This is a genomic window from Rhodospirillales bacterium RIFCSPLOWO2_02_FULL_58_16 (assembly GCA_001830425.1).
Taxonomy (GTDB): domain Bacteria; phylum Pseudomonadota; class Alphaproteobacteria; order Rhodospirillales; family 2-02-FULL-58-16; genus 2-02-FULL-58-16.
This window is the reverse complement of sequence record MIAA01000019.1, coordinates 1-24,192: the sequence shown is the minus strand read 5'-3', so window position 1 is coordinate 24,192 and position 24,192 is coordinate 1. Positions and strand designations below refer to the sequence as shown.

At 58.8% G+C, this 24,192-nt stretch carries 26 protein-coding genes and 1 pseudogene; 8 read left to right on the top strand and 19 right to left on the bottom strand.

Annotated elements, in window-relative coordinates; all coding sequences use genetic code 11:
• The 5 genes from A3H92_04890 to A3H92_04870 all read right to left on the bottom strand — a co-directional run.
• Positions 1-632, bottom strand: a 632-nt coding sequence (locus A3H92_04890; GenBank protein ID OHC75350.1) for a phosphoribosylformylglycinamidine synthase I, incomplete at its 3' end; no start/stop codon positions are given.
• Between the two features lies 1 nt (position 633).
• Complete coding sequence (locus tag A3H92_04885; GenBank protein OHC75349.1) at positions 634-939, bottom strand: hypothetical protein; 306 nt, start codon at positions 937-939, stop codon at positions 634-636.
• Positions 940-1,001: 62 nt separating this feature from the next.
• Positions 1,002-1,304 (bottom strand): hypothetical protein, encoded by a 303-nt coding sequence (locus tag A3H92_04880; protein OHC75348.1) that lies wholly within the window; start codon positions 1,302-1,304, stop codon positions 1,002-1,004.
• Position 1,305: 1 nt separating this feature from the next.
• Positions 1,306-1,551, bottom strand: coding sequence for a phosphoribosylformylglycinamidine synthase (locus A3H92_04875; protein ID OHC75347.1), 246 nt, complete (start codon positions 1,549-1,551; stop codon positions 1,306-1,308).
• 3 nt (positions 1,552-1,554) lie between these two features.
• The gene (locus tag A3H92_04870; GenBank protein ID OHC75346.1) at positions 1,555-2,319 is read right to left on the bottom strand and encodes a phosphoribosylaminoimidazolesuccinocarboxamide synthase; all 765 of its coding nucleotides are present in this window, start codon (positions 2,317-2,319) and stop codon (positions 1,555-1,557) included.
• Positions 2,320-2,453: 134 nt separating this feature from the next.
• On the opposite strand from A3H92_04870, the gene A3H92_04865 reads away from it, so the two are divergent.
• Positions 2,454-2,831: a hypothetical protein gene (locus A3H92_04865; GenBank protein OHC75355.1), complete on the top strand. Its 378-nt coding sequence runs from the start codon at positions 2,454-2,456 to the stop codon at positions 2,829-2,831.
• On the opposite strand, the gene A3H92_04860 is transcribed toward A3H92_04865, so the two are convergent.
• Positions 2,828-4,123: an adenylosuccinate lyase gene (locus tag A3H92_04860; GenBank protein ID OHC75354.1), complete on the bottom strand. Its 1,296-nt coding sequence runs from the start codon at positions 4,121-4,123 to the stop codon at positions 2,828-2,830. The two genes, A3H92_04865 and A3H92_04860, sit on opposite strands and share 4 nt — an antisense overlap.
• Positions 4,124-4,211: 88 nt before the next feature.
• Between A3H92_04860 and A3H92_04855 the strand changes: the two genes are divergently transcribed.
• The gene (locus tag A3H92_04855; GenBank protein ID OHC75345.1) at positions 4,212-4,493 is read left to right on the top strand and encodes a hypothetical protein; all 282 of its coding nucleotides are present in this window, start codon (positions 4,212-4,214) and stop codon (positions 4,491-4,493) included.
• Between the two features lie 109 nt (positions 4,494-4,602).
• Complete coding sequence (locus A3H92_04850) at positions 4,603-4,920, top strand: hypothetical protein (GenBank protein OHC75344.1); 318 nt, start codon at positions 4,603-4,605, stop codon at positions 4,918-4,920.
• 219 nt (positions 4,921-5,139) lie between these two features.
• On the opposite strand, the gene A3H92_04845 is transcribed toward A3H92_04850, so the two are convergent.
• Together A3H92_04845 and A3H92_04840 are read right to left on the bottom strand one after the other, a co-directional pair.
• Entirely contained in the window at positions 5,140-6,261 is a 1,122-nt protein-coding gene (locus A3H92_04845) for a tRNA 2-thiouridine(34) synthase MnmA (GenBank protein OHC75343.1), read from the bottom strand.
• On the bottom strand, positions 6,243-8,696 hold the full coding sequence (locus A3H92_04840; protein ID OHC75342.1) for a hypothetical protein: 2,454 nt from the start codon (positions 8,694-8,696) through the stop codon (positions 6,243-6,245). The genes A3H92_04845 and A3H92_04840 overlap by 19 nt, the downstream gene beginning before the upstream one ends.
• A 457-nt stretch (positions 8,697-9,153) precedes the next feature.
• On the opposite strand from A3H92_04840, the gene A3H92_04835 reads away from it, so the two are divergent.
• The 3 genes from A3H92_04835 to A3H92_04825 all read left to right on the top strand — a co-directional run bounded on the left by A3H92_04835 (position 9,154) and on the right by A3H92_04825 (position 14,043).
• Positions 9,154-10,446 carry a hypothetical protein gene (locus tag A3H92_04835; GenBank protein ID OHC75341.1) on the top strand — a complete coding sequence of 431 codons (1,293 nt, stop codon included), beginning with the start codon at positions 9,154-9,156 and terminating at the stop codon, positions 10,444-10,446.
• A 2-nt stretch (positions 10,447-10,448) separates the two neighbouring features.
• Positions 10,449-11,510 (top strand): hypothetical protein, encoded by a 1,062-nt coding sequence (locus A3H92_04830; protein OHC75353.1) that lies wholly within the window; start codon positions 10,449-10,451, stop codon positions 11,508-11,510.
• 103 nt (positions 11,511-11,613) lie between these two features.
• Positions 11,614-14,043 carry a penicillin-binding protein gene (locus tag A3H92_04825; GenBank protein ID OHC75352.1) on the top strand — a complete coding sequence of 810 codons (2,430 nt, stop codon included), beginning with the start codon at positions 11,614-11,616 and terminating at the stop codon, positions 14,041-14,043.
• 33 nt (positions 14,044-14,076) lie between these two features.
• On the opposite strand, the gene A3H92_04820 is transcribed toward A3H92_04825, so the two are convergent.
• From A3H92_04820 to A3H92_04800, 5 genes are all read right to left on the bottom strand, one after another.
• On the bottom strand, positions 14,077-14,598 hold the full coding sequence (locus tag A3H92_04820; GenBank protein OHC75340.1) for a GNAT family N-acetyltransferase: 522 nt from the start codon (positions 14,596-14,598) through the stop codon (positions 14,077-14,079).
• Entirely contained in the window at positions 14,595-14,888 is a 294-nt protein-coding gene (locus tag A3H92_04815; protein ID OHC75351.1) for a hypothetical protein, read from the bottom strand. Before A3H92_04815 ends, A3H92_04820 begins: the two co-directional genes overlap by 4 nt.
• 170 nt (positions 14,889-15,058) lie before the next feature.
• Positions 15,059-15,805 (bottom strand): hypothetical protein, encoded by a 747-nt coding sequence (locus A3H92_04810; GenBank protein OHC75339.1) that lies wholly within the window; start codon positions 15,803-15,805, stop codon positions 15,059-15,061.
• Between the two features lie 78 nt (positions 15,806-15,883).
• A complete protein-coding gene (locus A3H92_04805; GenBank protein ID OHC75338.1) occupies positions 15,884-16,612 on the bottom strand; it encodes a hypothetical protein in 729 nt (242 codons plus the stop codon).
• A complete protein-coding gene (locus tag A3H92_04800; protein OHC75337.1) occupies positions 16,609-17,982 on the bottom strand; it encodes a hypothetical protein in 1,374 nt (457 codons plus the stop codon). Before A3H92_04800 ends, A3H92_04805 begins: the two co-directional genes overlap by 4 nt.
• A gap of 22 nt (positions 17,983-18,004) precedes the next feature.
• On the opposite strand from A3H92_04800, the gene A3H92_04795 reads away from it, so the two are divergent.
• Positions 18,005-19,642, top strand: a complete 1,638-nt coding sequence (locus tag A3H92_04795; GenBank protein ID OHC75336.1) for a hypothetical protein — start codon at positions 18,005-18,007, stop codon at positions 19,640-19,642.
• Here A3H92_04795 and A3H92_04790 read toward each other — a convergent pair.
• The 6 genes from A3H92_04790 to A3H92_04765 form a co-directional block, all read right to left on the bottom strand.
• Entirely contained in the window at positions 19,639-20,043 is a 405-nt protein-coding gene (locus A3H92_04790) for a hypothetical protein (protein ID OHC75335.1), read from the bottom strand. The genes A3H92_04795 and A3H92_04790 overlap by 4 nt on opposite strands.
• Positions 20,044-20,050: 7 nt before the next feature.
• Positions 20,051-20,245: a Fe-S assembly protein IscX gene (locus A3H92_04785; protein ID OHC75334.1), complete on the bottom strand. Its 195-nt coding sequence runs from the start codon at positions 20,243-20,245 to the stop codon at positions 20,051-20,053.
• A 3-nt stretch (positions 20,246-20,248) separates the two neighbouring features.
• Positions 20,249-20,581: a 2Fe-2S ferredoxin gene (locus A3H92_04780; GenBank protein OHC75333.1), complete on the bottom strand. Its 333-nt coding sequence runs from the start codon at positions 20,579-20,581 to the stop codon at positions 20,249-20,251.
• 107 nt (positions 20,582-20,688) lie between these two features.
• Positions 20,689-21,129: a hypothetical protein gene (locus A3H92_04775; GenBank protein ID OHC75332.1), complete on the bottom strand. Its 441-nt coding sequence runs from the start codon at positions 21,127-21,129 to the stop codon at positions 20,689-20,691.
• A complete protein-coding gene (locus tag A3H92_04770; GenBank protein OHC75331.1) occupies positions 21,129-22,853 on the bottom strand; it encodes a hypothetical protein in 1,725 nt (574 codons plus the stop codon). Before A3H92_04770 ends, A3H92_04775 begins: the two co-directional genes overlap by 1 nt.
• Positions 22,850-23,842 (bottom strand): hypothetical protein, encoded by a 993-nt coding sequence (locus tag A3H92_04765; protein ID OHC75330.1) that lies wholly within the window; start codon positions 23,840-23,842, stop codon positions 22,850-22,852. Before A3H92_04765 ends, A3H92_04770 begins: the two co-directional genes overlap by 4 nt.
• A gap of 95 nt (positions 23,843-23,937) precedes the next feature.
• Here A3H92_04765 and A3H92_04760 point away from each other — a divergent pair.
• Positions 23,938-24,192: pseudogene (locus tag A3H92_04760) on the top strand (hypothetical protein).

The window sequence follows — 24,192 nt, the reverse complement described above, 5'->3', positions numbered from 1 at the left end:
CGGGGGTCGGCCAGCCGTTCCGGGTGGGGCATCATGCCGAGCACGGTGCGGCCTTGATTAAAGATGCCGGCGATATTGCCTCGCGAGCCGTTGGGATTGGCGTCTTTGCCGACTTCGCCTTCGGGGGTGCAATAGCGGAACGCCACCTGTCCCTCGCCCTCGATGCGCTCCAGCGCGGCGTCGTCGGCGAAGTAATTGCCGTCGTGATGGGCGATGGGAATGCGGATGGTCCGGCCCGGCTCGTATTTTCGGGTAAACGGCGTATCGGCGCTTTCAACCCTCAAATGAACGTCCTTGCAGATGTACTTAAGGTCGGCGTTGCGCATCAGCGCTCCGGGAAGCAACCCGGCCTCGGTGAGAATCTGAAAGCCGTTGCAGATGCCCAGCACATGAACGCCTTTTTTGACCTTCGCCGTCACTGACCTCATGATCGGCGAGTGAGAAGCCATCGCGCCGCACCGCAGGTAATCGCCATAGGAAAAGCCGCCGGGAACGACGATCAGATCAACATCGGGCATTTCGCTGTCTTTATGCCAGACCATGAACGGCTCCTTGCCCATGGCCTGCCTCAATGAGACCCGCACGTCACGGTCACAATTTGATCCGGGAAAAACGATTACGGCGGCGCGCATGTTATGCCGATTTTCTGGCGGTAACCTCGGATGTATCGATCTTTACCCGGAAGGTATGATAGCCGTTGTTCTTTATATCTTTCTTCGCGGCAGCTTCATCGAAGCCGATTCGCGGACGGCCCGATTCGGAAAAGTTTTTAAAAAATTCCCATCGGCCCTTCTTGGGGCAGGCGGGAAGCAGCGTTTCGTCGTTCTTGTCCAGGGCGACATATAAGGTCGAATCATTTGAAGCGGCATAGACGAAGAAAGTCACCGGCGCGCCTCTCATCAACGGGCGCTTGTCCGGGCGGACTTCGACGGCGGCCACCCAATCCCTAGGCTCAGTGGGAGCGTCCTCGGCGATGCTTCTCTTTTGGCTACCCATGGCGGTTATTTTGACCTCAAGTCGAAAAGGTAACGTTGATAATATAGCACAGTTTCATCGCGAGTGGCGGGCCGGGCGGTGATTATTCTTCGTCGATCTCCGCGCATTGTATAGACGAAAAAAATCACCTGCTCATCAAGATAGCCGAGGGATTTCCACCGCAGCTCACTTTCGGAATGAGAATGATCTTCACTGTCGAGGCGTGGATACCTGAAAATTTTTGGAATGTCATAAAAGTCAATGCCATGCTTCGATAAATTGGTCCGCCGTTTCTTTTCATCCCACTCGAATCCGGACGGAGCCGTCAAGTCAGGTCTCCTCGGTCTCGATTTCGTAATTTTCGATAACGGTGTTGGCCAGCAGTTGCCGGCACATGGCGTCTATATCTTTGCCGGCCTTGTCGGGATCGGTTTCGTCCAGCTTGATTTCAAAGTATTTGCCCTGGCGCACGTCGCGCACGCCGGCGAAGCCCAGCGCCGCCAAGGCGTGATGAATAGCCCTGCCCTGGGGGTCGAGGACGCCGTTTTTCAAGGTGACGTGGATTCTGGCTTTCATCGTCTATTGCATGGCTTCGGGGCCACGGAAATCGAGCGGGCCGCTTTCAGGCAGGATGCCGAGGCGCCTCGCCACTTCCTGATAGGCTTCCTCGACGTTGCCGAGGTCGCGGCGAAAGCGATCCTTGTCCATTTTTTCACTGGTTCGGATATCCCACAGGCGGCAACTGTCGGGGCTGATCTCATCGGCCAGCACGATCCGCATTTGCTCGTCTTCCCACAGCCGGCCGAATTCGATCTTGAAGTCCACCAGACGGATGCCGACGCCGAGAAACAGGCCGGTCATGAAATCATTAATGCGCAGGGCCAGCGACATGATTTCATCAAGGTCGGAAGGCGTCGCCCAGCCGAAAGCGGTGATATGTTCCTCGGTGATCATCGGATCGTCGAGTTGATCGGACTTGTAATAGTATTCAACGATGGAGCGGGGCAGGAGCGCTCCTTCGGACATGCCGAAGCGCGTGGCCAGCGAACCGGCGACCACGTTGCGCACCACCACCTCGATAGGGATGATCTCCACCTCGCGGACGAGTTGCTCGCGCATGTTGAGACGGCGCACGAAGTGGGTGGGGATTCCGATCTCGCCCAGACAGACCATCAGATATTCGGAAATCCGGTTGTTGATGACGCCCTTGCCGGTGATGACGCCTTTTTTCTTGTTGTTGAAAGCGGTGGCGTCGTCCTTGAAGTGCTGCACCAGAGTGCCGGGTTCGGGGCCTTCAAACAGAACCTTGGCCTTGCCTTCATAAATTTGCCTGCGTTTGGCCATGGGGGTCTCCGGTAGGGGAAAGAGCATGATTGATGGAGTAAACTCATATAGCAGTTGTTTGTCGATAAAACAACGCCGTGAAATTCACATATGAGGGATTGATAAGCGACGGTCGTTTGCGTAAATTCACCGTTATGAACGGTTCCTATGCCGATACCATGCGCGAACGTGAGAAAAGCCATGAGGCGAAGTACAAGCTTGAAGAAGAGCTTCGCTTCAAGGCCGAGGCGCGGCGCAACAAGCTCCTTGGAATATGGGCCGCCGAGCGCATGGGAATGACCGGCGCCGAGACGGCGGCCTACGCCAAGGAGGTGGTCATCGTCGATCTGAATGAATCCGGCGTCGGCGACGTCGTCGGCAAGGTATTCAGAGACTTTGAAAAGCGGGGGGTCAAACTTACCGCCAATGACATACGGGTCGAACTGGATCGTCTTTATCCCATCGCTTTCAAGCAGATATCAACCGAGTATCCCGAAGCGCTTGACAAAGACCACGAGCGGGTCGGCGATTAATTACCGAATACCCGCCTGAAGATGGCATCCACGTTCCTGGTGTAGTGGGCCATATCGAACATGGATTCGATGGCTTTTGCGTCCAACAGGTCGGTCACCGTTGAGTCGGCCTTAAGCAGGCTCAGAAAATCGGCGTTTTCCTGCCATGCCTTCATGGCGCTGCGCTGGACGGCGGCGTAGGCGTCCTCGCGGCTCATGCCGGCCTGGGTCAAGGCCAGCAGCACTTGTTGCGAGTGAATCAGCCCGCCCAGTTGGTTCATATTCTTTTGCATGGCGTCGGGGTAGACCAGCAGCGTTTCCACCACCGTGGTCAACCGCGCCAAGGCGAAATCAAGGGTGATGGTGGCGTCGGGTCCGAACATGCGCTCGACGGAAGAGTGGGAAATATCGCGCTCGTGCCACAGCACCATATTTTCCAACGCCGGGGCCACGGCGGCGCGCACCACCCTGGACAATCCGGTCAGGTTCTCGCTGAGAACCGGGTTGCGCTTGTGGGGCATGGCCGAGGAGCCTTTTTGCCCCGGCGCAAAAAATTCTTCGACTTCGCGCACTTCGGTGCGTTGCAGGTGGCGGATTTCCGTAGCCAGCCGCTCCACCGAACCGGCGATAATGCCGAGGACGGCGAAGAATAAGGCGTGACGGTCACGCGGGATCACCTGGGTCGATACCGGCTCGGGCGTCAGTCCCATTTTTCCGGCCACATATTCTTCGACATAGGGATCAATGCCGGCGAAGGCGCCGACGGCGCCCGAAATAGCGCAGGTGGCGATTTCCGTCCGCGCCGCCCGCAGACGGTTCCGGTTGCGGTGGAACTCGGCGTAAAAGCCGGCCAGCTTGAGGCCGAAGGTGGTCGGCTCGGCATGGACGCCGTGGCTGCGGCCGATGCACGGCGTGTCCTTGAACTGATAGGCCCGCTTTTTCAAAGCCGCCAGCAATCCGTCGATGTCGGCCAGTAAAATATCGGCGGCCTCGGCCAGTTGCACCGCCAGACAGGTGTCCAGCACGTCCGATGAGGTCATTCCCTGGTGGACGAAGCGGGCCTCCTCGCCGACATGCTCCTTGAGACTGGTGAGGAAGGCGATGACATCGTGCTTGGTCTCGGCCTCGATTTCGTCGATGCGGGCCACATCGAAGCCGCCTCTCTCCCACACCGCCCTGGCGGCTTCCTTGGGGATTACGCCAAGCTCCGCCTGGGCGTCGCAGGCGTGGGCCTCGATCTCAAACCAGATGCGGAACTTGTTCTCAGGTTGCCAAACGGCGACCATTTGCGGACGGCTGTAGCGGGGAATCATAAACATCTCCGGGTTACGGCTTGATGATCGCCGATTATATTGACACAATGAGTCTTGGCCCTAAACAAAATCAGACGCGAGGTTAATCATGGCATCGTCAAGTTCCCAGTCAACGATCAAAACGGCGCATAAAAAGGCGCTGTTGGCGTCTTTGAGGGCTTTAAGAGCCTATGCTGTCGCCGACCTGTTGACGAAAAGAGCCAAAAAGACCGCCAAAAAAGCCAAGAAAGACAAAGCGTTGTCGGCAAAGGCTAAAAAAGTTAAGAGACTCGCCGATAAGGCTCAAGACCTGGCTCGATCACTTAATAAAAAGGCGATGAAAAATAATTTGGAAGTGAGAAAGCTTATTAATACGTCAAAAAAAGTATAATGGCCGGCCCGAACGGTTGCCCGGTTATTCCTGCCCTGCCTGACGCTTGACGCCCGCAGCGAATTTGTTACCATGTAATAACCGGTAACACTCATACGTTTATAGCCGCATGACCATGAGCCGCACCACCGCCACCCTCTCCATATCTCTGCCGCCTGAAATGGCGAAGGAGCTTACGCGCATCCAAAAGGCCGAGCACCGCACCCGTTCCGAACTCGTGCGCGAGGCGCTGCGCGTCTACATCAAGCAGGCGGATGACCGCGCTATCGCCGAAAGGATCGCCGCTCTACCGGAAGAAGAGGCAACCCCTGACGAACGCGAAGCCCTCAAGGAAGGAGGCGCCGACTTCCGCAACGGCCGGCATGTAACCCTCGACTCGCTGCGCCATGGCGGTCCCTGCGCTTTCCCCTCCTTACGAAGGGGGTAGGGAGAGGTTGCTGAAAAAACGTCTTTATCTGCGTTTATCAGTGTGCATCCGTAGTTAACTAGAATGAAAAAACCACGGATAAACACCGATGAACACGGATATAAAATTCAAAAACGGTGTTTCCCTGAGCCTATGCGTCGGGAGGTAAAAACACCCCTCCCGGCCTCCCCTTTGTAAGGGGAGAATTTTTTCCCTTCTTGCCGGAAAGGGGTTGCCCGATTATCCCGCCGTTTCCTCTCGCCTGATCCACCCTCCGCCCAGTACGCGGGCGCCGCTATAAATCACGCAGGCTTGACCGGGGGCGACGCCGGGTTGGGATTCGCCGAGGACCACTTCCGCCTTGCCGTTGCCGAGGCTGCGAACGACGGCGGCGGCGGCGGGGGTTGTCGAACGTAGTTTTACCGTAACCTTAACGGGGTCCATCGGCGGGTCGCCGTCGCCCAGCCAGTTGAGGTCTCTTATTGTCAGGCGGTCCAAAAGCAGCGCTTCTTTGGGGCCGACGACGACGGTAGCGGTCTCGGGGTCCAGACGGACTACATAAAGCGGACGTTTGCCGGCGATGCCGAGGCCCCGCCGCTGGCCTATGGTGTAATTGATTATGCCCCGGTGACGACCGATGACGGCGCCTTTTTGGTCGATAATAGGTCCCGGCCCGGAAGCGCCGGGGCGCAGTTTTTCCAACACCTCGGCGTAAGCGCCTTCCGGCACGAAACAGATGTCCTGGCTGTCGGGTTTGGCGGCGACGGGAAGAGCGAAGCGCCGCGCCAGCGCACGGGTCTCGTCTTTACTCATGGCGCCGAGGGGAAAATGCAGCTTTCGCATTTGACCGCGTGTGACGGTAAACAGAAAGTAGCTCTGGTCGCGGGCGACGTCGGCGCCGGCGTGAAGTTCGGAGCCGTTCACCAGACGCGCATAGTGGCCGGTAACCAGCGCGGCGGCGCCCAGTTCATCGGCCTTGCCCAGCAGGTCGATGAACTTGACCGTCTGGTTGCAGCGGATGCAGGGGTTGGGAGTCTCGCCGGCCAGATAGGCATCGGCAAAATCGTCGATTACCGCTTCCCGGAAGCGCTTCTCAAAGTTAAGCACATAATGGGGTATGCCGATGGCGTCGGCGACTCTCCCGGCGTCGGCGATATCGCGGCCGGCGCAACAGGAGCCGGGCCTTGAGATCGCCTCGCCATGGTCATAAAGCTGCATGGTGACGCCGATGACTTCATAGCCTTCCTCGACCAGCAGAGCCGCGCAAACCGACGAATCCACGCCGCCCGACATGGCGCAGACGACGCGGGCGCCGGTCGGCGGTTTGTTGCCGTCGGTGATTCCTAAAACCGTTGCCACCAGCCTTTACGCGGTTTTTCTACTTCCGCAGGGAGGGGAGTTTCATCGGTGTTGACTACATTGCCCGCAGCGGCTTCGCTGACGCTTTTTTCCTTTTCGGGCGTCTTCTCCCCCGGCTTCTCCTCCGGCATCGATATTACCTCGTCCTTTTCTCTCGCGCCGCCGCGCCGCCGCCGCGCCGGCTTTGATGCTTGTTCGGTCGCAGGTTGTTCGGTCACAGACAGTTTGGGTGTGTTTCTGCGACGGGAGGGTTTCCTGGGGGCCGGACCTTGCTCGTTGTCCGCAGTCGCCGCCCCGGTAATTTCAGAAGCCTCCTTTACGGTTTCCGGCTTGATAACGCCATCGGGGGTCACGATCATAACGGTTTCCGGCGGTTTTTCCAATAAGGCGACCTCAGCCGGGCCTTCCAGCAGAGCGTTTGGAGCGGGAATATTCCCGGCGACAGGCAGGACGGCGCCTTTATGCGCTTCCCCCGGCCTGCGCGAGCGACGGCGTCCGCCACGCCTGCCGCGCCTGCGGCGCTTGCCGCCGGTCGGACTCGCAACGCTTCCGGGGCCGCTCTCGTCGCCCGTTGTTTCGGCGACAGTTTTTTCGGCTGTGGGTTCACCGGCGGCGGATTCCGGGGGATTGGCGACGGCGCTTTGTTCTTCATCCGGGCGCTTGCGTCGCCGCCGGCGCGACGGCCGCCGCTCCTTGCCGCCGTCTTCCTTGCCGCCGTCTTCTTCTTTATTCGCGGGGACTTCGTTGTCGTCGTCGTCGGCAAACGGCGAGACGACGATTTTTTTAGCGGTCGTCGGGACGTTGGTTTTTATTCTCGTCTGTTCGATCCGGCACTCGGGCGGGATCAGCGTATCATCGCCGGCGAGAAGCACGACCATGTTGTTGCGGCTTTCGATATCAGCCAGGGAAGGGCGCTTGCGATTGAGAATATAGAGCGCCACCGCCGTTGACGTATGAACGAGAATCTCGGCGGCTCGTCCTTTGGCGCCTTCTTCCTCAATAGCGCGCAATACGAACAGCGCCGCCGAGTCGGTTGAGCGGCGCACGCCGCTTCCCTCGCAATAGGGACAAGGCTCGGAGCTGGTTTCGATGAGGCTCGGGCGCAGGCGCTGGCGGGAGAATTCGAGCAGACCGAAGGGACTGATGCGGCCCAACTGGATGCGGGCGCGGTCACTGCGCATGGCGTCCTTGAGGCGTCGTTCCACCTTGGTGTTATTGCGTGATACTTCCATGTCGATAAGGTCAATGACGATAAGCCCGGACAAGTCGCGCAGACGCACCTGATGGGCTATTTCGTCAACAGCCTCAAGGTTGGTCTTAAGCGCCGTTTCCTCAATATTGCGTTCCTTGGTGGAGCGCCCGGAGTTGACGTCAATGGCGACCAACGCCTCGGTCGGATTGATGACGATATAACCGCCTGACTTTAATTGGACGATGGGGTTATGGATGGTGTCCAGTTGACTTTCCACCTGGAAACGCTGAAGCATCGGCATGGAGGCGTCGGTATAAGGCTGAACCTTCTTGGCGTGGCTGGGGATCATCAGCTTCATAAAGTCCTTGGCGGCGCGGTAGCCTTCATCGCCGTCAACGATGATCTCCTTGATTTCGTTATTATAGAGGTCGCGCAAGGTGCGCTTGATCAGGTTTCCCTCCTCGTGGATGAGGGAAGGCGCATTTGATTTAAGCGTTAATTCGCGAATGGCGTCCCACAGTTTCAGCAGGCACTCATAGTCGCGCTTGATTTCGGCTTTGGAGTGATCGGCGCCGGCGGTGCGCACGATAACCGCCATGCCCTTGGGTATCCCCAATTCACCCAGAATGGATTTGAATTTTTCGCGCTCGGCCCCGCTGGAAATTTTGCGCGAGATGCCGCCGCCTCGCGCCGTATTGGGCATCAGCACGCAATAACGACCGGCCAGCGACAGATAAGTGGTCAGCGCCGCTCCTTTGCTGCCGCGCTCCTCTTTTACTACCTGCACCAGGAGAATTTGGTTGCGCTTGATGACTTCCTGAATTTTATACGAGCGCGATGAGGTCCGCGTGCGGCGAACCGCAACTTCTTCAGCGTCGTCGCCGCCGATGGTTTCCATTTCGCCGGACGGAAGTCCGCCGTCTGATTCATTGTCTTTATCTTTGTCGGCCTGTTCGGCGGCATCATGCTCGGCCACCAGGGCTTCCCTGTCGGCCACGGGAATCTGGTAGTAGTCGGGATGAATTTCATTAAAGGCGAGGAAGCCGTGGCGGTTGCCGCCGTAATCGACGAAGGCGGCCTGTAGGGACGGCTCTACCCTGACGACTTTCGATAGATAGATGTTTCCTTTAAGTTGTCTTTTGGCTTCTACCTCGACATCATAGTCTTCCAGAAGACCGCCGTTGAGGATAACCACCCGAGTCTCTTCCGGGTGGGTGGTGTCGATAAGCATTCTCTTGGTTGGCATTGAATTTCTGACTCCATTGCATCGCCGTCGCCCGAGACAGGAATCCGGGGGCGCGCGGCATGCTTGTTCGTGTAAGGTCGATGGCGTCTACGACCCATGCCGCCGCATGTAACTGCGGGGCGGGTAAGGGGTTCGTGCGCTCAACCGACATGGAAAAACCTCTTGTTCAGTTTTGTCATTCGCAAAAAGCCCGGCTCGAAAAAGCAAGCACGGGTGCGAACGCTCGGCGACTCCATCCTCATAAGCATCTTTGAACGACGCCTTTGTAATTTACGAATCAAGGAACGGACCCGTCGCGTCGTTAATATAAACGTAGGATTTTAGTTCGACAATAATCTTGTTGAGATAATTTGATTCGCCCGGGGAGTCGATATCCCTGTTTTTGTGATGGTTGATGGAATATATTAAGTGTTATGTAGTATCCCCAAGGAAGGGGCCTGCCTATATGTTGCGTTCTATGTACGCCAAATGGTGGATAGTTCTGATTCTGCCGGCGCTTGTTTTTTCAGGTGTCGCACCTCGGTATGTTCAGGCCGCTCAGGCCGTCGTCACCGATATGCGCGTCGGCGTACATGAAGGGAAGACCCGATTCGTTTTCGATTTGACCGACCGGGTGCGCTTCGGCGTCTTTACCCTGGCCGATCCCTACCGGGTGGTTATCGATCTGCCTGAGGTCGGCTGGCGGTTGCCGGCCCAGCCGTTGCCCAGCCATAAGGGACTATTGGATACGTTGCGTTACGGCCTGTTCAAGCAGGGAGTTTCGCGGGTAGTAATGGACGTCGCCGGGCCGGCGGCCATTGACGCCGCTTTTATGCTTGAGCCTTCGGCGACTCACGGCTTTCGCATCGTCGTCGATCTGGCCGCCACCAGTCGCGAGGCGTTTCTTGAAAGTACGCGGAGCGACGGCATCAAGGTTACCGCTTCGATGTCGGGCGGCGACGGCATGGGCCTGCTCTCCGTCCCCAGGGCGGATATCCCCGTCCCGACGGCGCAGCCCCCGATGACGCAGCCGATTGCGGCGATATCGCCGCCCCGTAAACCTGCGCGTCCCAGCCCCCGGCGGGTAATCGCCCTTGATCCCGGCCACGGCGGCGTTGATCCGGGGACTGTCGGCGTCAGCGGCGCCTACGAGAAGCAAATCACCCTGAGCGCGGCCCGCGAGATCAAACGCATGCTGGAATTGACCGGGCGTTTCAGCGTTGTGCTGACCCGCGACCGCGATATTTTCGTTCAGCTTCGCGACCGGGTGGCGATTGCCCGCGAGGCGGGGGCCGAACTGTTTGTCTCCATCCATGCCGACGCCATCAAGGACCGCAATATTCGCGGCCTTTCCGTCTACACTCTCTCCGAAACGGCATCGGACAAGGAGGCGGCGACGTTGGCCGACAAGGAAAACAAGGCCGACCTCATCGCCGGCATCAACCTCAACGGCAAGAGCGCCGATGTCACCAATATCCTCATCGAGTTGGCCCAGCGCGAGACGATGAATCAGTCGGCTCTGTTCGCCGCTGAGCTGGTCAAACAATTGAGCCGCCAGACCAAGTTGCTGCGCAACACCCATCGCTTCGCCGGCTTCGCCGTCCTCAAAGCTCCCGACGTTCCTTCGGTGCTGCTGGAACTGGGCTTTCTCTCCAACCAGCAGGAAGAGCGCGCCCTCAGAAGCAAGGAATACCGGGACAAACTGGCCGTCGCCCTGACCAACGCCGTGGAAAGCTACTTCACCGACGTCGAACAGGCGAGTCGACGGTAATGCTGGGTCATTTCAAATACTCCATCGCCTTCAGCGTGGCGTGTATGGGCGTCGCCTTTTGGTGGGGGACAAAAACCGCGCTCGGCGGTCCGGCGGCGCTCAGTCTGGTCGCCATGCTTGCGGTCATGGAGGTCAGCCTGTCTTTCGACAACGCGGTGGTCAACGCCGGCATATTGCGCAATATGGACGCAAAATGGCAGCAACTGTTTCTTACCGTCGGCATTCTGATCGCCGTGTTCGGGATGCGTCTGGTGTTCCCCATTCTGGTGGTCGCCATCGCCACCATGGAAACCGCGACTGACGGGTTTCTTGCCAATATGGTCGATGTCAGCATCCTGGCTCTTAACGATCCCGACGAATATGCCCGCCATCTCAGGGAAGCTCATACCGGCATCGCCGGCTTCGGCGGCATGTTCCTGTTGATGGTGTTCTTTACTTTCCTGTTTGATGTCAAAAGGGATCGTCATTGGTTGGGCGGAATCGAAAAATGGTTTGCCGGCCTCGGGCGGATTCGCTCTCTCAAGGCCGCCGCCGCCATTGCGGTGTTGCTGACGGCACAAGGACTGATGCCTCTGTCTGACGAGAATCGGCTGACGGTGCTTGTTTCCGGAGCCTCCGGCATCGCCTTGTTCGTCGTTATTCATGCCTTGGGCAATTTGTTTGATTCCAAGGAGGATGGCGATGAACTGATGAAGGCGGCATCGCGCAACGGCATCATGGGGTTCATTTATCTTGAGATACTGGATGCTTCATTTTCCTTCGACGGCGTGATCGGCGCCTTCGCCATCACCCGCGATGTCGTGATCATTATGCTGGGGCTGGCTATCGGCGCCATATTCGTGCGCTCGCTTACCGTCTTCCTGCTGCGCAAGGGCATGCTTGACGAGTTCGTCTTTCTGGAACATGGCGCCCACTACGCCATCGGCGCCCTGGGGCTGATCATGCTCTATTCGATCACGGCGCATGTGCCGGAACTGGTCACCGGCCTGGTTGGCGTCGCGCTGATCGCCCTCTCCGTAATCTCCTCGATCAGTGATCGCAAACGCTCGGCGGGTAGTTCTTAAGGGTTATAACCCGCGCCCTATCGTTGCCATATTTCGGCGATATGACATTCCTGTTTATCCGGTTAGAATGCCGCCCCTTGTTTGACGGCCTGAGGACTTTATGCTGAGATTTTTTGCCACAATTGCCGGACTGGCGTTAATCATGGCCGTCGTCGGGGCGGGCGGGATACTGTTCGTCTTTCATAAGTATGGAAGCTCCCTTCCCGATTACCTGCAACTTGCCGACTATGAGCCGCCGGTAATGACCAGGACTTATGCCGGCGACGGGCGGCTGATGTCGGAGTACGCCGTCGAGAAGCGTGTCTTTGTGCCGATCAAGGCGATGCCGCGCCGGGTGGTGCGCGCTTTTCTGTCGGCGGAGGACAAGAACTTTTACCATCACGCCGGCGTTGATTTTTTCGGCGTGGCGCGGGCCACGCTGGTCAACATCGCCAACATCGGCAAAGGCCGCCGCCTGGTCGGCGCCTCCACCATTACCCAGCAGGTGGCCAAGAACTTCCTGCTCACCAACGAGCGCTCATGGGAGCGCAAGGTCAAGGAAGCCATCCTCGCGTTTCGCATGGAACTCGCCTTCGAGAAGGACCGTATCCTCGAACTTTATCTGAACGAGATTTACCTGGGCTTCGGCTCCTACGGGGTGGCGGCGGCGGCGCTCAATTACTTCGACAAGTCCATGGACGAGTTGACGATAGCCGAGGCGGCGTTGCTCGCCGCTCTGCCCAAGGCCCCCAATAATTATAATCCCATAGAGTTCCCCGAAGCCGCCAAGGAGCGCCGGGACTGGGTCATCGACCGCATGTTGAAGGACGGCGTCATCAGCGCCGAGGAGGCTGAAAGCGGCAGGAACGAGTCGTTGATTACGCGCCGGCGTTCAATGACCGATTACGTCAGCGCCGACTATTTTTCCGAGGAAGTGCGCCGCCAACTGGCCAACCGCTACGGCGAGGGCAACCTGTACAAGGGCGGACTTTCGGTGCGCACCACCGTCAATCCGCGACTCCAGGAAATCGCCGAGCGGCAGTTGCGCCGGGGGCTGGAGGTCTATGACCGACGCCACGGCTGGCGCGGGCCTGTCGCCCGCGTGGACCCGGCCAAGGGCCTGGACTGGCGCGGCGAACTGTCCCGCATTGATGTACCGGAGGGAATCGGCGACTGGCGGCCGGCCGTCGTCCTCAGGGTTGACAAGGAAAACGCCGGGATCGGTTTCGCCGACGGCGCCCTTGGCCGCATTCCGCTTGCCGAGATGAAGTGGGCGCGGCCATGGAGGGAAAAACAGACGCTGGGGCCGATAGTGCGCCATCCCGGCGATGTTCTGTCAATTCTGGACGTGGTTCTCGTCCAGGCGGTAGCCGCTGCCGCCGACGCCGGGGGCAACGCCGTCGCCTATCCGGAAGGGACTTATGGATTGCGGCAGATTCCGGCGTTGAACGGCGCCCTGGCGGCTCTTGATCCTCATACCGGACGAGTGCTGGCGATGGCCGGCGGATACTCCTTCAAGAGAAGCCAGTTCAACTGGGCGACCCAGGCTATGCGCCAGCCGGGTTCGGCGTTCAAGCCCTTCATCTATCTGGCGGCGCTGGATGCCGGCTATACTCCGGCCACCATGATTCTCGATGCGCCCTTTGTTATTGATCAGGGGCCGGGGCTGCCGAAATGGCGACCGTCCAACTATACCCAGAAATTCTACGGACCCAGCACCATGCGGCTGGGCATCGAAAAATCCCGCAACCTGATGACCGTGCGGCTGGCCCAGACCATCGGCATGGACCTGGTGTCGGAGTATGCGAAAAGATTCGGCGTTGTTGAAAAAATGCCCACCTCGTTGGCCAACGCCCTCGGTTCCGATGAAACGACGCTGCTCAAACTTACCGGCGCCTACGCCATGCTGGTCAACGGCGGCAAAAAGATCACGCCGAGCGTGATCGACCGCATCCAGGATCGCCATGGCCGCACCGTATTTCGCCACGACAGGCGGGATTGTCCGGGTTGCCGGGCTTCCTACTGGACAAATCAAAATTTGCCGGTAATCCCCGACGTGCGCGAAGCGGTGACCAGTCCGGCCAGCGCCTATCAGGTGGTGTCCATGCTCCAGGGCGTGGTCGAGCGCGGCACCGGCAAACGCATCAGCGTGGTGGGCAAGCCGCTGGCCGGCAAGACCGGCACTACCAATGACAGCAAGGACACATGGTTCATCGGCTTCTCGCCGGACCTGGCGGTGGGCGTGTTCGCCGGGTTTGATACTCCTGAAACGCTGGGCAAGGACGAGCAGGGAGCTTCCGTCGCCGTGCCGATTTTTCGTGATTTCATGGCCGAGGCGCTGTCCGGGCGGTCGGCCGTCCCGTTCCGCATCCCGCCCGGCATAAGATTGGTCAAGGTTGATTCCCAAAGCGGGCGACTCGCCGGACATGGGGATCGCAATGTTATTCTCGAAGCCTTTAAGCCCGACACCGAGCCGACGGGGGCGGCGCAGGTTCTGGAAGGCTATTCGTCGGGACTGGACGCCTCGGCCACCGGCACCGGAGGCCTTTATTAGCCAAGCGCTACAGGGAACGGCCTCAACTCATTCTCAAAATTTACCGGCCAAAGCCTTTTCGATGGTGGAGAACGGCAGCAGCAACGATAGCGGCGCATCCAGGAGCGGAACCGCTCCATAAGTCGCATACCATCCGGCGGCCCGGTTATTTTTGGCGTCGATCAACAAGGCAACCCCGCCGACTTCCGCCGCTACCAGGATGCAACGCCGCCCGGCCGACAAGAGAAGCTGGCCGCCCAATCCCTTGCCTTGCATCGTCTTATGAACAGCCAGCCGCCCAAGGCGGAAGACGGGCACGTCGTAGCGCGCAAGCCCGCGCCGCACGACATCGGGCGTGCGGGAATATTCAACCGATGCAGGGCTAAGGCTGAAAAAGCCGAGAATGGTTTTTCCGTCTTTCTCCGAGATCGCCAGAAAGGTCTTTGCGCCGCCCTGCTCGTGGCTCTTGCGTGCGTGGCGACGTAGATATTCGTTTAAGTTGTCATCGCCGCAGTCGAAAGATTCCCTGTCATGCCCTTTGGCAATCGGCTCCTCACGCCAGCTCGGAAGATTCATGACCGCGCCGGCAACGCATGAGCAGCCGCCAGAAGTTTCGTATTAGGCGCCGGCGGATTTTCCAATAGATCAAGGACGCGCAGGCTGTCGCGCTCGGAAAGCCCAATACGTTCGGCTTTGTCGACCACAGCTTGGTCAATCACGGCTTTTGCCGCTCGTAGGGTGTTCCGCAAAACAAAGTCGGTCAGGTTGGTATGTTCCAATGCAACCGCGCGCATGATGATCGCCTTGTCATCTGATCGAATTCGTAGCGCTATCCGATTGTTATCTTCAACCGCCGCTCTTGGCATCGTTCTTCTCCCTTTTTTGTACACATTTAAATCGTACATGATTTTTGACCGGCGGTCAATATCTGTACGCATTCAAACCGTACAAGGCTATTCCTGAAAACAGCGCCGGCGTGAAAGGGGGATATGGAGATGCAAGGGAGATGGAAAAGTGGGCGGCTCCCATCACGCCATCACCCCTTGCGCGCTTCCGCCACCGCCTTTTGCATCGCCTCCAGACTCATAAAGCCGGGGGACACATTGTTGCCGATGATAAAAGCGGGGGTGCCGCTGATTCCCAGCGTTTCGGCCAACTCGTAATTTCTTTTCAGCATCTTTTCGATTGACGCATCCTTCATGGCGACGCGCAGTTTGGCGACATCCACTCCGGACTCGGCGGCAATAGTGAATATCCTTGATTCGCCGAGGCTGCCCTTGGAAGACATAAGGGCGGCGTGGAAGGACATGTACTTTTCCTTGTCTATGCCCCATGCCGCCAGGGCGGCTTGCGCCGCGATCCTGGATTCCTCGCCGAGAATGGGATATTCCCTGAGAACGTAACGAATGTTGCCGTCCGCTTTCAGCAGTTCCAGAACCGTCGGCAGGGCCTTTTTGCAGAACCCGCACCGGTAGTCGAAAAACTCGACGATGGTGATATCGCCTTTGGGATTGCCGGCGACCGGCGAGGAAGGGTCGTTCTCCAACTCGCCGCGAATGGAGGAAAGATTGGCCTTGGCCCGTTCGCTGTCCTTGGCTTCCTGTTTCGTTTGCAGGGCGCGGATGGCGTCAACCAGAACCTCGGGGTTGTCGCGCAGGTATTCGCGCACAACGTCCTTGACTGCTTGCTTTTGCCCCGGCGTCAAAGCTCCGTCATCGGCCGAGGCCGGATGCGCCATGACGGCAAGAAACAAGGCGACCAAAGCAATTTTGAAAACAGGCATTGTTTTTCCTTTGTTATGTATTCGCCATCACCTACACCAGCGAACGACCGGACTCAAGCGCCGCACGCTTTTAACAAGTTATCTGGACAGCTTGATTTCGGAAACATGGGCGGCGGACGGTTCATGGCCGCCGGCCGAGGCCACGCCGATGAACACCACCTGCACGCCGCCCTGTTCTTCGCCGGGCCATACGCGGGCGTAAAGCTCGGACAGATCAACCGCCTCCAGCCACCATGAACCGGCGTTTTCGCGTCCTCCCCGCACCGTATAAAGGGGAGCGACATTCTCTTTCGCCGTCGGCTTGATCAAGGTTCCTCTTTGCAGGGCGGTGTCTCCCCAGGTGAAGGCCAGCGCCCGGTCATGGGGCGGCAGGGCGCTTCCCGGCAGGGATGCGGATTTTCCCCAGCTTCCGCTTTTTTGAGCGTCGCCGGAAAATCCGACAACCACGCGCACCGGGTGGAATCCGGAACCGTGAGGCGCCATGTTCCAGGCCCAGGTCAGAAAGGGGGTGGCGAGAAGCATGGCTTTTGTGCGCCGCGCCACGATGAAGCCGGCAGGGGAATTTGTTATTTTGAGGGCCTTGACGCCGTCCTTCTCGACGACCGCCAACTGTGTCTTGACTACGTTCCCGGCGCCTTCAACCACCCAACTGCCCGGCAGATCGCCCGGCGAGAACCCCTGGACCACGTCAAGGACTTCCAGTTTGCCCTCGGGTTCGATAACGGTGGAGGGCGGAGCCGCGCAGCCCGAAAGAACAGCAATGATCGCCGCTACCGTCAGCGCGGCGCCTGATATGCGGGCGATCATTTGTTCGGCTTTTCGTTCTTTTTGGTCTCGGCCAGGATGTCTTGCGCCTGCAACCACCCTATTGATCCGCGAGGAAGAAGAGTTTCGGCGCGACCGGCGTGAAAAACGGCGTCGGCGTTCCTTCCCGTAAGCAGGGCTTCCTCGGCCATGGCCAGCGAACTTGGGCCCATCTCGCCCTTGCGCCCATGAGCAATAGCCAGTTGGCGCCAGGTAAAAGAATCGTCTTGTTCCTGTTGGACGGCAGCGCGCAGATTTATAATCGCCGGATCAAGCAGGGCCGGATCATTGCTTTCCATTTGCGCCCTGGCGAGGCCGACGCGCAGAATCGCCGAACGCGGCATCAGACGCACGGATTTTTCGTAAGGCTCCAGCGCCTCCGCAATCCGCCCGTTCTCGAACAGCATTTGTCCCTTCAATTCATAAAAATACGGATCGTCGGGACGCTCGGCGATGAGGCCGTCAACCAGCGGCAACGCCTTGTCCAGGTCCGGAACGCGGTAATAGGCTACGGCTCTGGCGTAGCGCGATTCAAGACTGTCGTCTGATTCCTTGTAACGGCGCAGGGTAGTCGCCAGGGGGTCAAGAAAGCCTTGCAGCTTGGCCAGCATGCGGCGGTGCATTTCCTCGAAAAGAGGATCAATCGGCTTGTCGATGTTGGGCGATTTGGCAATGCCGTCCTGCAGGGCTTTGAGACGGTCCTCGGTCAACGGGTGAGTTAGCAGATAGGGGTCCTGGCGCTTGTCGCTCAACAATTCCTGGCCGGAAAGAGTCCCCATGAATTCTCCCAGCCCCCTCGGCGATTGATTGGTGGCGTCAAGCAATCTCAACGCCGCCTGATCGGCTGATGATTCCTGGGTGCGGGAGTATTTAAGGAAATCGCGTTGGCCCACTCCCTGTCCGCCCATCGCCACCACTGATCCCACATCCGCCCGCCCGGACACTGCGGCGGCGGCGCCGCCGAGCACCAGGGCAAGGATGCTCTGTGCCGAAGTATCTTTCATCGCGTTGTGAAGGCGCGACAGGTGACCGCCGGCGATGTGGCCGGTTTCGTGGGCGATAACGCCGATCACTTCGCCGGCATGTTTGCTTTTCATAAGCAGGCCGGTATTGATAAACAGCTTCTGCCCTCCGGCGACAAAAGCGTTTAAGGTGTTATCCTTGATGAGATAAATATTAACCGCCGAAGGGTCCAGCCCGGCCGCCCTGAACAGCGGCGCGGAATAGGAACGGATGGTATTTTCGATCTCTACGTCACGAATTAAGGAAAGTTCTTTCGCAACGGAATCCATCGGCCTTATAAAGGCCGAGATGAAAAGAACGAAAACAACGGCAAATCGGGGAATGTGTTTGAACACGGCTTTTAAAATCATGATGCCGGAACAGGGTACAGGTATGCGGCCCTGGCGTCAATTCACGGTTTCTTTTATTATGGCCCTTGCGCTCGGCGCCTGCGAATTGGGCAAGGACTTCAAGGAGTTGGCGGAGGGCCTGCGAAAGCAGGACAACGTCTCGACCAAGGACATAATCAAGGGCGGCATCGCGGCTGACGAGCCGCGCGCGGTTCGCGTCGGCCGCGACATTCTGGACGGCGGCGGCAGCGCCGTAGACGCCGCCGCCGCCATGTACCTCACCATGGCGGTTACCCTGCCGTCCTCGGCCGGTCTCGGCGGAGGCGGGGTTTGCGTGGTTCATGACGGATGGACGGGAAACACCGAAGCTATTGATTTTCTGGCCCGTCCGCCCAAATCGGTCCCCGCTGCGGCGACCCGCCCCAGCGCCGTTCCCGGCAATGTCGGCGGTTTTTTCGCCATGCACGCCAAGTATGGGCGTCTACGCTGGCCCCAGATCGTCGCCCCGGCTGAAAATCTGGCCCGCTTCGGGATCAATGTTTCACGCGCCTTCGCCACCGACCTGGGGCAAGCCGAAGAAGCGCTCATGGCGGAACCATCGATTCGTGAAATCTTCGCCCGGGCCGACGGAAGCGGGCTGGTCAAGGAGGGAGACCCGCTCAAGCAAGTGGAATTGGCGGCGGTGCTGAGTCGGCTCCGCAGTTTGGGGCCTGCCGATTTTTATAGCGGCGAGACGGCGCGTAAACTGGTGGAAGCGGTTAATTCGGCCGGCGGATCGCTGACCTTCGATGATTTGAACAGCTACCATCCCATATGGAGTCCGGCCATTGTTGTTCCCTTCAAGGGGTTGCTGACTCACTTTGCGCCGCCGCCGGCGGCGGCGGGCGCGGTTGCCGCCGAGATGTGGAGCATGCTGGTCAACGATGATCGCTACGAGGACACGGCGCCTGAGGCAAGAAACCATCTTCTTGTCGAAACCGCCTCACGCGCTTTCGCCGATCGGGGGCAATGGCTGCGCGAGGACGGGACCGGCTCCGTTGATGTCTTCGCCCTGGCCGCGCCGGAACGCACGGGCAAGCTGATGGCCGGCTACCGCGAAGACCGGCATGTGCCGGTAACCCCCGCGCCGGCGCAACGCCAGGAAAATCCCTCCGCCTCCGGCTTCGCCGTGATCGACCAGGACGGCTATGGGGTAGCCTGCGTCATGACCATGAACAACCTGTTCGGCATCGGTCGCGTGGCGTCCGGCGCCGGCGTCATGATCGCGGCGCTTCCCGGAAAGGGAGGGCGGGGTCCGACGTCGTTGGGGCCGGTTCTGATCACCGACGAAAGTCAGAGGCTGATCTTCTTCGCCGGAGCGGCTACCGGAGGCGTGGCGGCGCCGACGGCGCTGGTAAGCATCATTGCCGGCACCCAGATTGACGAGACGCCCCTTGAGGACGTCATGAACGCCAAGCGGGTGCATCATAGCGGCGCCCCCGACATGGTTTATTATGAACAGGGATTGAGCGACGCCGAACTCAAAAATCTCGCCAAACGCGGCCATACGGTCGCCGCCACCAAGACGCTGGCGCGGGTCAACGCGGTGTCTTGTTTTGACGGACTTCCGGGCAAGCCCGAGCAGTGCTCGGCCCGAACCGACCCGCGTGGGTTCGGCGATCAGATGAACGTCGGGTTCTAGCGATACTGACTTTTGTACTTGATCATCGCCTTGCGATAATCCTCCATGGCGTCGTCGTAGAGAGCGGCCCGGCGGGCGGACTCGCTCACGGCTCCTGACAGGCGTTCCTGCAAAGCCGACAGGAATCGAACCGGAAACCTGATAAAAACCGGCGCCAGAAAAGCCGCCATCAAAAACACCACGAACCCGACAGGCAGGCCGAAATACCATCCGTGTAAAGTCGATTCCATCTTGTTGAGCAATCCGGCGAATGTCGCCGCGCCGGCGGCGGCGGCAATGATCAGTCCAAGGCGGGCGCAGGTTTTCTCACAAAGCACATGACGGAGCAGTTTTGGAGTTTTCCTGTACTCGATCTCGGTAAGTCCGAATTCCTCGAAGCGCGGCGGGACCGGCTTTTCCATTGCCGGGCTATCCCCTTTCCTCAAGCCAGGCCGCCTGAATGGATTCAAGTATTTTTTCGTTGGAACGTTCCGGATCGTCGTCAAACCGGGGAAGCTCCTGAACCCACTTCCAAAGTTTGGTGAAGCTCAGATTAACCACGTCCGCGTCAGGATGAGCGTCTTCCAGCTCAATGGCGATCTCATGGATATCGGTCCACCTCATGCTTTAATCCACCATCATATTGCGGGTGGCGGCGGGAAGGGTGACGATCATGCCGTCAAGCTCGTCGGTAATCCTGATCTGGCAACCCAGTCGCGAGGTGTGGGTCAGGGCAAAGGCCAAGTCCAGCATATCCTCTTCCTCCTCGCCGGCCTTATCCAGCCTGGCGAACCACTTTGCGTCAACGATCACATGACAGGTGGAACAAGCCAGCGATCCTTCACAGGCGCCTTCAAGATTGACGCCGTGCTTGTGAGCGATCTCAAGCACCGACATCCCTATGGGCGCGTCAACATCATGACGGCTGCCGTCGGGATCGATAAAAGTAATTCTAGGCACAAAAACGCCCTCCGCTGAACGAGTCAAGATAACCGAAACTCTTTCGGCGACTCATGTACATACTCGGGACATATAGAGCAAGAGGCGGATGGGGGGGAAGTATCCCCTTAATTCAGAATTGTCCCCCATTCCCTTTCCTCCTCTTTATTCTCATCGTCACGGAGGAGGGCGGCCACCTTTTTCATCATGCAGGCGGGCGAATAAGGCTTGAACGCGAATACATCGACGCCCGCCCGCTTGGCCTCGACCGCCGATATCATCCGGCCTCGTCCGGTCAGCATCATGAAACGGGTTTCGAGCAATTCGCCGCGAATCTTTTTGAGCAATGAGATGCCGGTCATGCGCGGCATATTCCAATCGCAGATGACGAGGTCCACCTCATCCTTGCGTTCCGAAAGGATTTGCCAGGCTTCCTCCCCGTTCCGCGCCTCCAGGATGGTCGGAACGCCCATCTTCTGCAAACACTTGCCGATGATCTGGAGGACCATCTCCTCGTCCTCGACGATCAGAATCGTAGCCTCATCGGGATTGACCGGTTTACGGGTCATTACGTCGTTACCTGAACCGGGTATCCGGGGGTTTTATAGCGCGGCAGGGAGACGCAGAAGGTAGTCCCTTTTCCCGGCCTGCTGTCCACCGTAATGACGCCGCCGTGCGCGGTCACGATGCCGTGGGCGACGGACAGTCCCAGTCCTGTTCCCTCCCCCTGTTTCTTGGTTGTGAAAAAGGGTTCAAAGATGCGGGCCTTCGTCTCTTCATCCATGCCCGATCCTGTATCCCGGACGCACAGGCAGACATGGTCGTCCCCTTCCCGTCCGGAATCGGCAAGGCCTGCGGAAATATCCAGAACCCCTCCTTTCTCCTCCATGGCGTGAACGGCGTTCATGGCCAGATTCAACAGCACCGACTCTATCTGGGTTCGGTTGGCCATGACGGCGCCCACATCTCTGTCGTAAGAAACCTTGAATTTGATCGTAGTCGGCACGGCGCCCCGCAACAGACGCTCGCAGTCCCCGAGCAGCCTGCGCACCTCCACGCTTTCCCTGACCGTTTCCTCCTTGCGGCTGAAGAGCAGCGTCTGCTCGACCAGTTCCCGGATGCGGCGGGCGGCTTGCAGGATCATCTCCTGACCTTCCCGGCGCGGGTCTCCTTCCTGCAAATCGTCGATCGCGAACTCGGCCATCGCCTGGATGGGCACCAGCATGTTGTTGATCTCGTGGGCCATGCCGCCCGCCAGTTTGCCCAACGCCTCGACCTTGCGGAGTTGTTGCAACTCCTCCTCCGACTTCCTGTGCCGGATGGCGAGGGCAAGGGCGGATACGACCGTGATAAGGAACTCTTCATCTTTCTCCGCCAACGGAATTCCGACCGGAAGATACAGGCTGAGAACGCCGAGAACGCTCGAACTGTCGGCGATGGGCACGCAGCAATGCCCGTGATGTTCCATGTCCGGGCAGGCGATCTTATGAAGCCCGTTCATGTTTTCCTTGAGAATGGGGACATTGCCGGTCGCCGCCTTGCCGCACAGGCACGCCCCGAAAGGCGTCTTGGCGCAGGATTCGACCAATTGCCGGGAAAGGCCATGTTGCGCTTTAAGCGTGAGGTTGCTACATCCATCCACAATGAAGACGGCCCCCTTGTTTTCGATCCGGAGGCACGGTTCCGAGAGGATTACGGCAAGAGCCTGTCCGAGAACTTCCGCGAGGGTATCGCCGGACAGGGCTATTTGCAGGATAGTCGAGAAAATCCGTTGGCGGGCGAGGAGGCGCTTTTGCTCCTCGTTGGCCTCTTCCAGCCGCTCCATTTTCTCGGCCAGTTCCCTGGTGCGTTTCGCGACGCGCCGTTCCAGGACGTCACGATTCCCACGCAGCCGGTTGGCAATCTTTTGGCGCTCTGCGGAATAGCGCAAGGCGCGGCGCAGCGTTTCGGCATCCAGGGAATCCTTCAGGAGATAGTCGCCGGCCCCCGCCCGCAAGGCTTTACGCCCCAGTCCCTTCTCGGCGGTCATGACCAACACCGCCGCGCCGGGCGCCGCTTCTATAATTTTGCGCACCGTGCCGATGCCTGAGGAATCCGGCAGATGAAGGTCAAGGATGATGGAATCGACGCCGCCCCGCGCCAGCGCCTTTTCGGCGTCCGCAAGGGAAGCCGCCGACTCCGTGAGATAATCCCCCGCCTCGGCCAGCATGGCCTCGACCAGCAGACGCTGGGTCGGACTGTCCTCGACAAGAAGAACGCGCTCCGGGCTTGCCGTCAAATTCTCCTCCTTCAACCGCTTGCCATTATCTCGTCAACCTTTGACTGCTCGCTCGATTTTTCCTGTTTTCCGGCGCTGAAAATATGTGCGAACACGCCGGGTATCTTCGCAATCAACGTGAGGCTGTCCTCGTCAAACGCCGCATCGGGGCGGGTGAGCATATCCTGCGTCATGTCGGCCAGCATCTTGCAAATGGAACTGAACTGCGCATAGGGCGTGTTCGGGGCGCGGATGAAGATATCGCCGGCGATTTCATTCAGGATGCCAAGGTTCTTCATCTGGTCGCCGGAGAGCGGCGTATCTTCACCGCATCCGGCGAGCAGGGACTGAATCACGTCGCCGAGCCTTACGGCGCTTACCCTCACCCGCTGTTCATTCATTACGCGCTTCGCATGGCGGATGGATCGATGCGCCTGATCAGGAATGCGGATGTCCGAAATATTCCGGTTGAGGGGGTTGGGCGCCGGAAAAGGTTTTACGCCCCAGCGGTCGCCGGAAATGTCTTGCCGTGCGTCGCTCCGGCGATTGGGGCCGATATAGCCGGAGGTCGCCACGAAAAGTTTGCGGGACTTTTTAATACTAAAAAGCCTTTCCAGAATTACTTCCGGATCAAAGGGCTTGGCCAGCACATCGTCCGCCCCGCTGTTGACGGCTTTCTTGACCGCATGATCATCATCCTTATTGACCAGAAGAATGATGACCACGAAGGGATTATCCCCGATCTTTTCCTCGCGGACCTCCTTGACCAGGCGGCACATATCGCCCTCGGCGATGGCGGTGTCGCAGATCAGGAGATCGAGGCCTCCGCCGGCCACGGCATCGACCACCGTCAACAGATTGCCTGTCGAAGTGAGGCGTTCAACGCCCGCCATGCGAAGAGCCTGTTTCAAACCATTACGGACCGGAACGTTGGGAACCGCCAGCAAGGCATTGCAGGAAGCGAGAAAGGCGGGCGGCGCCGCCGGCTCGGCATCGCAACGCACTGAAGGATAGGAAAATTCCATGTCTGTGTTCTTTATGCCGGTGAGAAAGCATGCCCATATATTCCACCAATGCTATCACCCCGCGACACGGGCCAATATTACCATTTGAGGATGGTATGTTTGCCGGGGCGCGTCAGGATCGATCAGGATCACCTGCGGTGCATATCGGCGTCATTGCGATCGCGAGCATCAGCGACGCGGGAAGCAATCCAGTGGCGGTGGATGCTCTCTGGATTGCTTCGTCTTGCTTCGTCGCTCCGCTTCTCGCAATCGATAAGGCATGGCCCACAGCGGCGATTCCAATCAATCCTGATGCGCTCTGGTCTCAGAGATACGATATTATCGTGCCCTCAAAACTTGTTTTTGGCTCG